We start from the raw sequence: 11,666 nt of genomic DNA on the forward strand, positions 1-11,666 counted from the left end.
TTATTAACATGATATTGTTTTTTTTAATTAAAGTCAATAACTAACATTTAGATTTTGATAATACCTACGGAACTTAAAAATACTAAAAATATTATGACCGGAACAACGTATTTTACTAAGAAACTCCATATTTTTCCCAATCCAAAGGGTACCGTACCGTCATTTGTAGCTTCTTTTATAGCCTCATCAAGCCCCAAAACTCTAACAACAAATAATGTCATCATAAAAGCTCCGAAAGGCATTAAAATGTATGATGCCAGAAAATCCATCGCACTTAAAAAGTCAAGGCCAAATATTTTAAAGTTCGCCAGGATTCCTTGTGATAAGGAGGAAGGTATCCCAAGCATGAATATTAGCGTTCCCGCTATTAAAGCAGCTCTTTTCCTATCTATTTTATAATTATCTACCAAGAGTGCAGTATTGACTTCCAGCATTGAAATCGCAGAAGTTAAGGCTGCAAATAGCATCAAAACAAAAAATAGCAGTCCGAATATTGTCCCTAGGGGCATCTTTTCAAAAACAAAGGGCATCGTTATAAACAGCAAAGGCGGTCCTGCCGCAGGGTCTAAATTAAAAGCAAAAACCGAAGGTATTACTATCATTCCGGCAAGAAACGCTGCTAAGAAGTCCATTACCGGCACTATGTTAGCCAATTTTGGTATATTTTCATTTTCGGAAAGATAGCTTGCATAAGTCATAGTGCAGCCTGCTCCGATATTCAAGCTGAAAAACACTTGGCCCATAGCCATCAGAAACGTAGTTCCCGAAAGTTCGCTAAAGTCGGGCAATAAATAATATTTTAAACCCTTAAATGCACCGGGTAGAGTAACCGCCCTAATGGAAAGAACTATAAATAATACAAATAATATGGGCATTAGTATATTACTGGCTTTTTCTATACCGTTGGAAACTCCTCTGGCTACTATATAAATTGTAAGCCCCATGAATATGGCATACCATAGAAGCGGTGCATACGGATTAGAAACGAAACTTCCAAAATATCCGACAATATCACCTTTTATTCCACCTGTGATATACTGAAACATATAGTTTGTGATCCAACCGCCGACCACTCCATAAAAGGATAACACGATAAAGTTTACCGCTATTGCCACATATCCTGCAAATTTCCACAAACTGCTCCCACCCGAAAGTTTTGAATAAGTGCCTACAGGGTCTAGTTTTCCACGCCGGCCGAGGACCATTTCGGTTATTAAAACAGGTATTCCCAAAAACAGCAGCATTAAGATGTATGCAAAAAGAAATGTGCCTCCTCCAAACTTGGCGGTAAGATAAGGAAACTTCCAAACATTCCCCAACCCGACTGCCGCTCCGGCTGCTGCCATAACAAAACCGATGCTTGATGCCCATTGACCGCGTTCGGTTTTTACCGTTTCCTTGTTTTCCATAATTTCCTCCCCTTCCCTTTTATTTTATATTATTCAACTTAGGCCGCCACAGGTAACTTACCTGCGGTGGCCTATTAGTTATTTAAAGACTATTATAGCATATGTTCTTATTCGATAGGCTTTAACCTTGCAGTAAAGTGTCTTAAGACTTTTGGCTCATAAGTAAACTCCAGACCCTTTAGGTCTTTAGCTTTATCTTTAATCGAAATCAGTGCATCGGCAACAACATCCATATGATCATTCGTATAAACTCTTCGCGGAATTGTAAGCCTTAACAGTTCCAATGGCGATTCAAGCTGCTCGCCTGTTTCTGGATCTCTTCCAAGCAGGAAGGAGCCTACTTCTACTGCTCGGACCCCAGATTCTATATAAAGTGCGTTAGCCAGTACCTGTGCCGGGAATTGGTAGTAGGGAATATGTGGAAGCATTTTTTTCGCATCTACGAAAACAGCATGACCTCCTGTAGGAGTTTGTATGGGAATTCCTCCTTCTGTAAGACGATGCCCCAAATATTCAACTTGAGATATTCTATAATTAAGATAGTCTTCATCTATACCTTCCACAAGACCTCGAGCAAGGCACTCTATATCTCTGCCGGTAAGACCGCCATATGTTATGAAACCTTCATAAGGTACAACCCTGCCGGCAGTTTCATTAAACAGTTCTTCATCTTCTTTAATCCCTATCAAGCCTCCGATATTTACTATAGCATCCTTCTTAGCACTCATAGTAAAGCCTTCTCCATAAGAGAACATCTCGTGAACTATTTCTGCTATGCTCTTATCTTCATATCCCTTTTCACGCTTCTTTATAAAGTAGGCATTCTCCGCAAACCTTGCAGCATCAAAGAATAGTCTGATATTATATTTTCTTGCAATCTCACTTACTGCCTTTACGTTGGCCATGGATACCGGCTGGCCTCCGGAGCTGTTGCAAGTAACAGTAATTAGGATAAATGCAACATTTTCTGCTCCATGCTCTTTTATAAACCCTTCCAGTTTCTCAAGGTCAAAATTCCCTTTCCACTCATAGGGTGTTGCTGTATCAAAAGCCTTTTCCGTGACTAAATCTACGGCTCTTGCACCACTTAGCTCTATATGTGCTTTTGTCGTATCAAAGTGCATATTACCTAATACATATTGTCCTTTTTTCTTTATAAGGCTTGGGAAAAGCGCTTTCTCTGCTCCCCTGCCCTGATGCACCGGTAAAACATAGTTATACCCAAACAAATCCTTCACGGTCTTTTCTAAATTTCTAAAGTTCTTGCTGCCCGCATAAGATTCATCTCCCAGCATCAAGCCCGACCACTGGTTATCGCTCATAGCACCGGTTCCGCTGTCGGTAAGAAGGTCAATATAAACATCATCGGAGTTTAGCAAAAACGGATTATACCCGGCTCCTTCCAACGCCTTTACCCTTTCCTCCCGGCTTATCATCTTTAAAGGCTCTACCATCTTTATTTTAAATGGTTCCGCTATTCTTTTATACATCTTAATCTCCTCTCCTTTTAATATATATTTTTATAATATAAAGTGTTGCAAGTTTCATGCCGATGGGACAGGCCCCTTTCTTACTGTCACTATCATTTTAATTTGTCTTATTATGATACAATTTTAAAAGTAGAGCGTATCGTCTTTAGACATTTTTTAAAAATTTGACTATTTCAAACATATCATTGGAATATGAATGTCTCAATATTATACAATATCCTGATTTAAACCCATTTCCTCCATTTTTCTATACAATGTTGCCCTTGATATTCCTAATGCTTTTGCAGCCTTTGTCTTGTTAGGAAAGGCTGCCAGTGCTCTTTCTATTATTGCTCGCTCTATCTCCTTTAATGTGGGCCAATTCCCTTCAAAATCCCAATTAAAATCATCATTCTTGGGTATTAAGCTCAGAAACTCCGGCAGGTCATCTACATCAATAATCCCATCCTCATCCATGACAAAGCTCTTTTCTAATATGTTTTCCAGCTCTCTTATATTGCCTGGAAAATGATAATTTATCAGGCAGCGTAAAGCCGCAGGCGATATTTCGTGAATCTTTTTATCTAAGCGCTGTCCGATTTTCTCCATAAGAAATTTCACATATATAGGAATATCCTCACTTCGTTCTCTTAAAGGAGGGAGCTCAATGTGTATTACATTTAGCCTGTAGTATAAGTCCTCCCTAAAAGTACCTTTTTCTACCATGGCTTCCAAAGATTTATTTGTAGCAGATATAACTCTAATATCCAGCTTTATTTTACGGCCGCCGCCCAATCGGCGGATTTCATTATCCTGCAAAACTCTCAGCAGTTTAACTTGAAGGGAAAAGGGCATATCGCCGATTTCATCTAAAAAAATAGTTCCGCCATTAGCTTTTTCCATAAGCCCCATCTTGCCTTTCGGGTCAGCTCCTGTAAAGGCTCCCGATTCATATCCAAAAAGTTCACTTTCTAAAAGAGTTTCAGGAATCGCACCACAGTTGACCTCTACGAAGGGTTTGTCTTTTCGCGGACCAATTTTATGAATATATCGTGCCGCGACCTCTTTCCCTGTTCCGCTTTCACCGGTAATCAAAACATTGGAAATAACTCCGGCAGCTTTTTGGGATATATGTAAAACCTTTTGCATTTTAGGATTCCTACCTACAATAAAATCTTTGTCACCGATAAAACCCGATAGCTGCTTTGAAAGAATATTGATTTGCTGCTGGGCTTCTTTTAATTTTTGATTTAAATCTTGTATTTCGGTTAAGTCTAAAAAAATGGAGATACTTCCGATTAATATTCCGTTTTCATATATGGGAACTATATTTGAATAAACATACTTGTTATTTACCTTTGTCTTGACACCAAGCCTTTCCTTACCGTATTTGAGCACATCGATTAACGATGATGTGGGGACTACATCAATAACTTTCTTCCCTAATATCTTTTTATTATTAAGACCTGTTATCCTTTCATTTGCCTCATTTACATAAATCACTTTACCGTTTCTATCGGCTATGACTATTCCCTCATGGACACGTTTTAAGATAAAGTCTATGGCCTGTATTATCTTTTCAAGCCTATCCATAAAACAAATCCCTCCGTCTGAGTGTATATGTAATTAATTAAGAGTTCTACAAACCAGTAATAAAATCCTTTACTCGGGAACAATGAAGCTTAAGTCTTGCTGCTAAAATAAAAAAACAGCTGATTCTAAAAGAATTAGCTGTTTTTTTATGCTATTATTTCCAATTTATCTTCATACGGCCGGAGGAACTGCATTCAAATGTGGCTTGGGTTTTACCGCTGCTGTTTTCTACATGCCCTGTTATGAGATAATCTTCATACTCGTCATAAGCATATTCCATTATATCATAGAGCCAGTCGTCAGCTGCTGCCGTATCTTTAACAGCGTCCCATTCATCGGGATACCTTGAGGTGTTTACAATAACAGTAATGTAAAGCTCATCATCGTCATAATCTTCCACTTCAATAGTAGCTTTTAAGCTTCCGAAGTTTTTATGGTATGAAGTTAAGCCTGAACCATATAAATCGTTTAAGTCCTCTTCCAAATCATCATAAGAAACATCATCATAAAACTTTACTTTCAATTTGCTGCCAGATTTTTCAAACGACACTAGTGTTTCCTTTTTATCTGTGTCTCTGATTGTACCTTCAAAATCAGCTTTTGGAAACTCATCGGTAACATAATCAAAAATGTCATTTAACCAGTTTTCAATTTTTCTCTCGGTTAGTTTGTTCCATTCTGACTTGTAGTCGCTTCGGTCAAACTCTATGGTCAGAGTCAAATCACCTTTGGATTCCTTTACTTTATATTTAAACTTTATACCATTCCATTTGGAATACTCATCATAAAGATAATCCTCTAAATAATCATCAGGATTTTCATCTTTATCTTCTTCTGCTGTTTTCAGTTCATCGATTGTCTTATTTAACTCAATAATCTTGCTTTGCAGCAGCGAATTCTGATATGTTAAACTTTGAATCTCTGCATTCTTGGCAGCAAGTTCCTGCGATGTTTGTGATGTGGATTTGTCGTTTATTATCACTATACTTTGATTATTATCCCACTCCACTACCTTATCAAGAGCTTCACTTATAAGCCTTATGGGCACATATGTAGAATCATTGTAAATAAAGGGCTCTGTCTGGCCTGCATCGATTATTTTGCCATTTACCTTAATTTTAATATCTCTGTAATATGCTTTAATATCTTTGGCTCCTGTGGCACCTAACGCAATAGTTGAGATTAACATTACAGCCGCAACTGAAACAGCCGTTAATATTACAAATTTTTTACGCATGAGAAGACCTCCAAAATATTAAATTATTTTACTGCTTCTTTTACTATCATACCCGTTTATACCAATGAATGTCAATGTTTTGGAAAATTTTGATTGATATTCTCAGTTATTAATATGCAGCGATTTTTCTTGAAATGATTACATCGAACTGTAAAAAAATATGCCAATTCTAATGCGCATCTTGGTATTAACCCAAATCTTTCATTTTTTTACTACATATTGGGCTAAGTCACCCTCCTGGGTTAACTGAGAATTGATTTGAATCATCTCATAAGCAGTTTTAATAATTTCTCTTTATATTGCTCCGTAAGTGACACAAACTTTTCCTTCATATATGCCCCGCTCCTTTACATGGATATTTAGTATTATGAGTATATCATATCTTTTGGCTATGAAACCTCTATTTCATATTTTTTGATTCTATTGATAAGCATAGTGTGAGTATCCCTACGGCTTCTTAAATACTTCTACTGTGTTTTAATGTGCTTAAAATAATACTTCTTTCTGTGTTATTTTCGATAAAATATCCCTCTTCAGATGGGTCATGGCAATTTCCTTAACTTAAAGGCTCGGTTCACTCTTAATACCTTATCAATTCGAATATTTATTTACCCCATCTACTTCAGCAGTCATAGCAAGGCCCTCATATTTATACAACATCTTTTTTAATAATTTCTTCAATATATGCTTTGATGCTTTTACCTTCCTTTTTTGCATTATTTTTAAGCAAAATATACAGCTGATGTGAATCAATTTCATCCGATGTTGCACATTCGCCTTGTGAAATTAAATCATTAATTTTTTGTATTAACTTATACTTTTCCTTATGATTTAAAACTTCTGCATTTTTATATAAAAGCAATTTCATGTTCCGAGGCTCTTTTAAAAGCATTATCATATTACTTAAAGACTTTTCAGGTAAAGCCCCTGTCTCATATCTGGCTATAGAAGCTTCACCTATATTTAATAATTTTGCAAACAAACGCTGGCTAAGCCCATATTGCTCTCTTACTTCTTTAATTTCATCCGGGGAGAGTATTCCATATTTTTTTCTATATATATCATAAGTTCGCTGAATATTTTCCTCGTCTAATTCCTCATCAAATAATTCTTCTTTACAAAAAGAGCATATCCGTATATGAGATTCCGATTTTATTTCTTCACCCCGAATAATAGAAACTTCCTCTTTAGTTATGATCTTTGTATCTTGTTCCTTGCCACACACATAGCAAAACTTTTTCACGCTGCCCGCCTCCTATTTATTTTCTCTCAAAGGATATTTTAATATGAATTCTGCTTCATGAAACGATAAACAAATAATATACTGCTGCCTATTTCTTTCTTCAATCTTTAGTTTTATGTAGAATTCTGTTCCTTCTATATCATATCCAAATTCCCAAACATATCCTTGCCTTTTATATCCTATATCAGCTAAAGGACCTTTGCTATAATTTTCGTAACTTAGATTGCTTAAAATTTCCTTAACATGCTTAATCATTAAGCCTGCCTTTTTAATTGAATCTAAATTTTTTCCTCTAGGAACTAAATCAAATAATCCTTGATTTAAAAGTTCTCGCATTTTGTTAATAAAAGCTTTCACTTCACAAATATCTGCCATCTTGCTTTACTCCTCTTAGAAAATTCTATCATAATAATATACATTAATCAATATTTTCAATATCATATGATAGTATATTTCATAATATTTTTAATCAACTATTTAAGTTTTCAGTGTTCTTCTCGACTCATCATGCCTCCAAAAAGCTAAACATAAAATATTTGCCCAGCCATCCTTTTATAAAGTAACAAGGTTGATTTAGAATAATAGGTCAGATACTAATTTTCAATGACTTTACCTCAATCTTATGATAATATTGTATTGATTACAATGCTGAATTTCCTCGGAGGTGTCGTGGTTTTGAGTGGTAGTAATATACTTGAAAAGGAATACCGGATTCATTATTATGAGGTAAATGCTAAGGGAAGGGTTTTAATCGCTAGTTTGATGAGGTACTTTGATGATATTGCCACACAGCAAAGTCGGGAGCTGGGAGTCGGCATAAACTATCTTAAGGAGCATAATGTAGCCTGGATGTTATATCAATGGGATATTAAAATAAACAAATACCCAAGATATGGTGAAACTATTAAGGTTAGAACCGCCCCCTATTCTTTTAGAAAATTTTATGCCTATCGCTGGTTTGATGTTTTAAATAAGGACGGGGAAACGCTGGTAAATGCTAATTCTGTTTGGCTTTTTGTGGATACAGACAAAAGGCGTCCGCTTAAAATTCCTGATGTGATGTATGAAGCCTATCAGGTAACTTCTGATGAGCCTCTTGAAATCGGAGAAATAACAGAGCTTTCCTCCTGTGATATAGAAAAAAAATTTCAAGTAAGATACAGCGACATAGACACCAACAGCCATGTAAATAATGTGGTATATGTCACATGGGCCTTAGAGGCTTTGCCTTATGATATCATTTCAAATTATGAACTTAGAAATTTAAAGGTTACATATAAGCAGGAAACAACTTATGGCATGATTATAAGGTCTCAGGCGCAGGTTATAAAAAGTGATGATGAAGTTATAACAAGACACAGCATATTAAGCGAGGAAGGCAAAAAGCTTTGCCTTTTAGAGGGCAGATGGATTAAAAATAGTTAAAGGTTTGTAATTTACAGCAATACAAATATGAAAGGAATATGAAAGATGGACTTTACACCAATTAGAGTGCAAAAAGTATATGAAGATATAATAGAGCAATTTAAAAATATGATATACAGCGGACAGCTACAAAAAGGAGACAAGCTCCCGCCGGAAAGGGAGCTTTGTCAGATGCTGGGCGTCAGCAGGGCATCCATGCGCGAGGCTTTAAGGGCAATGGAGGTAATGGGCATAGTTGACAGTAGGCCCGGTGAAGGTACGTATATTGTAGATGAGATTACTTCCTCCATGTTCAAGCCGCTCTCACTTATTATAGCCTTGGAAAAAAACCAGGCCGACTTTATTGAGTTAAGAAAGATATTGGAAAGTGCCTGTGCAAAAAGGGCAGCCGAAATGCGGTCAGATGAAGACCTGGAAAAAATGCAGTCACAAATAAAGATTATGATGGAAAGCGATGACGAGGGAAGGCGGGCCGAAGCAGATAAAAAGCTGCACCGGATTATAAGCGAAGCCACCGGCAACAAACTGCTTATAGATATGGTTGAAGTAATAGCCGACGGCATAGATGCATATATAAAGGATGCACGAAAAAGGCTTATGCAGGATCCCCGCAATGTGGATGCACTGCTTCAGCAACACATCGCCATATGTAACCATATAAAAAACAAGGATGGCCAAGCTGCCGCCCGAGAAATGGAAATGCATATAGATTTTGTCGAAGAAAAGCTTAAAAGATTGTGAAAGATTTGTCAAAATATTTTTTATTTTCCTCTTGCGGTCTGACCAGTATAATAGTATAATATAATTAAATAGTAAGAAATGTTTATATAGGCTAAAATATTTTGACAGGAGGTTTTAAAAATGTGGGAGCCCTTGACATCTCCTTTTGCAAGCCTTTTTCTTTCCAGCCTTATAGCTTTTCTTCCACTTTTATTTTTACTGTTAGGTCTTGGTTGGTTAAAACTCCCTTCTTATAAGGTGTGTTTTACTTCACTTGTCCTAACTGCAGTCATCGCACTTACCGCATGGCAAATGCCGGGTGTTTTTGTGCTGCAGTCTGTAGTTGAAGGAGTTCTTACCGGCTTTTGGCCAATACTATGGGTTATCATCGCAGCTATGTATACATACAATGTCACCGTAGAAACCGGCGGTATGGACACTATTAAAGCAACCCTTGCTAAAATATCCCCCGACAGAAGAATCCAAGCCCTGATACTCGCTTTCTCGTTTGGAGGTTTTCTTGAAGCTGCCGCAGGTTTTGGCACGGCAGTTGCAATACCTGCGAGTCTTTTGGCAGGTATAGGATTTGACCCGATTTTTGCAGCAATAATTTGCCTTGTCGCAAATACGGTGCCGGTAGCCTTTGGCGGTGTAGGCATACCGGTTATAACTCTTGCTCAGGTGGCAGAACTGAACCTGGCAGCTGTTACAGCAAGCATTGCATACCAACTTATTATTTTCATTATCATACTTCCATTCGCACTTGTCCTCTTACTTACAAAATCTTTTAAAAGTTTAAAAGACGTATTAGGTGCATGCTTAGTAAGCGGTGTACTCTTTGCCCTGTTTCAAACCATTACTGCCGTATATATCGGCCCTGAAGTAGCAGCCATCATAGGCTCACTTGCATCCTTGGTGGGTACAATAATATGTGTCAGAATATTCCCACTTGATAATATATGGCTTTTCCCAGGTGAAAGCCAGGCAACAAATAAAGTAAATATTTCGATTGATGCAGATAAAAGTGTAGGCCTTGCCGCTGCATGGATGCCTTACATCGTCCTTTTTATACTGATTATGAGCATAAACCTTATACCATCACTGAAATTTCTGGGAAAGGCACCCTTTGCATCCAGCATGCAGCTTTACTTTGGGCCAGGCGGCAAGCCTGCTACCTTCCAGTGGCTTACAACACCGGGTACTCTAATGTTAATATCTGCCGTTATAGGGGGCCTGGCGCAAAAAGCAAGCCTTGAGCAGTTATTTTCCATATTTTTGCGCACGATTAAACAGCTTTTACCCACTATCGGCACCGTGCTTTCTATAGTATCCATGGCTAAGATAATGGGATACAGCGGCATGATTTCAAGTATTGCAATAGCACTAGCAAGCGCCGCAGGACCCATATACCCCTTTGTTGCACCACTGATAGGGGCACTTGGCACATTCGTAACAGGCAGTGACACCTCATCTAATATACTCTTTGGAGCGCTGCAAAAGCAGGTTGCGCTCCAGATAGGCAAAGACCCTGTTTGGATTGCGGCAGCCAATGCCACAGGAGCCTCTGCCGGTAAGATGATATCCCCTCAGAGCATAGCCATAGCAGCTTCAGCTACAGGTCTTGAACAGCACGAGGGGCAGATACTAAATTCTACTCTTTTGTATTGCCTGATATATGCACTTTTACTAGGTGCAGAAGTTTTAATAGTCAGCTTATTATAGGAAGTTTATGTGTCAAAAAAATAAAATTGGGAGGAGAAACCCTATGAGAATAATCATACCAATCAAACAGGTTCCTGAAACCAGCAATGTTAAAATGGATCCCGAAACCGGCACAATGGTTAGGGAGGGTGTGGAAAGCATAATAAATCCTTTAGACCTTTATTCTATTGAAACAGGTATAAGGCTAAAGGAAAAATACGGCGGTGAGATTATTGTAGTTTCCATGGGACCTCAGAAAGCCGAGGAAGCTTTAAAAGAGGCTATCGCCATGGGCTGTGATGATGCTGTACTGCTAACGGATAAGTTCTTTGCAGGATCAGATACATTTGCAACCTCTTACACAATTTCTAAGGCAATAGAAAAATTAAAACCCTTCGATTTGATTTTATGCGGCGAAAGGGCAACAGACGGCGACACTGCTCAAGTAGGACCCGGTATTGCTTCTCTTTTAGGTTTGCCTCTTGCAACATTTACCAGCAAAGTAGAGATAGAAGATGGCCATATAAAAGCCACCAGGCTTATAGAAGGCGGCTATGAAGTGCTAAATCTGCCGATGCCCGCTTTGGTAACCGTAGTCAAAGAAATCGCAGACCCAAGGCTTCCTACGCTTACAGGGAAACTTAAAGCCAAAAAGCTGGAAATAAAGCAGTGGACAGCCAAGGAAATTGAAGCAGACCCTGAAAATTTAGGCCTTAAAGGTTCACCTACAAGGGTAGTCAAAACATTTAGCCCGAAGGTAGCACGTGAAGGTAAAGTTATAGAAGTAAAAGATGAAAAGAGCCTCAATCAGGCTGTAGATGAAATAATAGAACTTCTCAAAGAGAAGGCAATAATATAAGGGAGGGAAT

The 11,666-nt window shown here is 37.9% G+C and carries 10 protein-coding genes; 4 read left to right on the plus strand and 6 right to left on the minus strand.

All coding sequences use genetic code 11. From position 1 onward, the window contains the following. Positions 1-47 precede the first annotated feature (47 nt). The 6 genes from TEPIRE1_RS11715 to TEPIRE1_RS11740 form a co-directional block, all read right to left on the minus strand. Positions 48-1,409: a sodium-dependent transporter gene (locus TEPIRE1_RS11715; protein WP_013779379.1), complete on the minus strand. Its 1,362-nt coding sequence runs from the start codon at positions 1,407-1,409 to the stop codon at positions 48-50. Positions 1,410-1,516: 107 nt separating this feature from the next. After that, positions 1,517-2,899: a tryptophanase gene (locus TEPIRE1_RS11720; protein WP_013779380.1), complete on the minus strand. Its 1,383-nt coding sequence runs from the start codon at positions 2,897-2,899 to the stop codon at positions 1,517-1,519. Between the two features lie 207 nt (positions 2,900-3,106). Continuing rightward, positions 3,107-4,471 (minus strand): sigma-54 interaction domain-containing protein, encoded by a 1,365-nt coding sequence (locus TEPIRE1_RS11725; protein ID WP_013779381.1) that lies wholly within the window; start codon positions 4,469-4,471, stop codon positions 3,107-3,109. A gap of 154 nt (positions 4,472-4,625) precedes the next feature. Continuing rightward, positions 4,626-5,708: a stalk domain-containing protein gene (locus TEPIRE1_RS11730; protein WP_013779382.1), complete on the minus strand. Its 1,083-nt coding sequence runs from the start codon at positions 5,706-5,708 to the stop codon at positions 4,626-4,628. Between the two features lie 649 nt (positions 5,709-6,357). After that, entirely contained in the window at positions 6,358-6,951 is a 594-nt protein-coding gene (locus TEPIRE1_RS11735; RefSeq protein WP_013779383.1) for a type II TA system antitoxin MqsA family protein, read from the minus strand. 12 nt (positions 6,952-6,963) lie between these two features. Next, the gene (locus TEPIRE1_RS11740) at positions 6,964-7,326 is read right to left on the minus strand and encodes a type II toxin-antitoxin system MqsR family toxin (RefSeq protein WP_013779384.1); all 363 of its coding nucleotides are present in this window, start codon (positions 7,324-7,326) and stop codon (positions 6,964-6,966) included. Positions 7,327-7,626: 300 nt separating this feature from the next. Between TEPIRE1_RS11740 and TEPIRE1_RS11745 the strand changes: the two genes are divergently transcribed. The 4 genes from TEPIRE1_RS11745 to TEPIRE1_RS11760 all read left to right on the plus strand — a co-directional run bounded on the left by TEPIRE1_RS11745 (position 7,627) and on the right by TEPIRE1_RS11760 (position 11,656). Further along, complete coding sequence (locus TEPIRE1_RS11745; RefSeq protein WP_013779385.1) at positions 7,627-8,376, plus strand: acyl-[acyl-carrier-protein] thioesterase; 750 nt, start codon at positions 7,627-7,629, stop codon at positions 8,374-8,376. Positions 8,377-8,421: 45 nt separating this feature from the next. Beyond that, a complete protein-coding gene (locus TEPIRE1_RS11750; protein WP_013779386.1) occupies positions 8,422-9,117 on the plus strand; it encodes a FadR/GntR family transcriptional regulator in 696 nt (231 codons plus the stop codon). Positions 9,118-9,237: 120 nt separating this feature from the next. Then, positions 9,238-10,818, plus strand: a complete 1,581-nt coding sequence (locus tag TEPIRE1_RS11755) for an L-lactate permease (RefSeq protein ID WP_013779387.1) — start codon at positions 9,238-9,240, stop codon at positions 10,816-10,818. Between the two features lie 43 nt (positions 10,819-10,861). After that, on the plus strand, positions 10,862-11,656 hold the full coding sequence (locus tag TEPIRE1_RS11760; protein ID WP_013779388.1) for an electron transfer flavoprotein subunit beta/FixA family protein: 795 nt from the start codon (positions 10,862-10,864) through the stop codon (positions 11,654-11,656). The last annotated feature ends 10 nt before the right edge of the window (positions 11,657-11,666 follow it).

It is taken from the genome of Tepidanaerobacter acetatoxydans Re1 (assembly GCF_000328765.2).
In the GTDB taxonomy this organism is placed as follows: Bacteria; Bacillota; Thermosediminibacteria; order Thermosediminibacterales; family Tepidanaerobacteraceae; genus Tepidanaerobacter; species Tepidanaerobacter acetatoxydans.

Excerpts from the sequence above, each read along its gene's own strand:
- TEPIRE1_RS11750 (WP_013779386.1), top strand. The coding sequence starts at position 8,422 with ATGGACTTTACACCAATTAGAGTGCAAAAAGTATATGAAGATATAATA.
- TEPIRE1_RS11720 (WP_013779380.1), bottom strand. The coding sequence starts at position 2,899 with ATGTATAAAAGAATAGCGGAACCATTTAAAATAAAGATGGTAGAGCCT.
- TEPIRE1_RS11715 (WP_013779379.1), bottom strand. The coding sequence starts at position 1,409 with ATGGAAAACAAGGAAACGGTAAAAACCGAACGCGGTCAATGGGCATCA.
- TEPIRE1_RS11760 (WP_013779388.1), top strand. The coding sequence starts at position 10,862 with ATGAGAATAATCATACCAATCAAACAGGTTCCTGAAACCAGCAATGTT.
- TEPIRE1_RS11755 (WP_013779387.1), top strand. The coding sequence starts at position 9,238 with ATGTGGGAGCCCTTGACATCTCCTTTTGCAAGCCTTTTTCTTTCCAGC.
- TEPIRE1_RS11725 (WP_013779381.1), bottom strand. The coding sequence starts at position 4,471 with ATGGATAGGCTTGAAAAGATAATACAGGCCATAGACTTTATCTTAAAA.
- TEPIRE1_RS11730 (WP_013779382.1), bottom strand. The coding sequence starts at position 5,708 with ATGCGTAAAAAATTTGTAATATTAACGGCTGTTTCAGTTGCGGCTGTA.
- TEPIRE1_RS11740 (WP_013779384.1), bottom strand. The coding sequence starts at position 7,326 with ATGGCAGATATTTGTGAAGTGAAAGCTTTTATTAACAAAATGCGAGAA.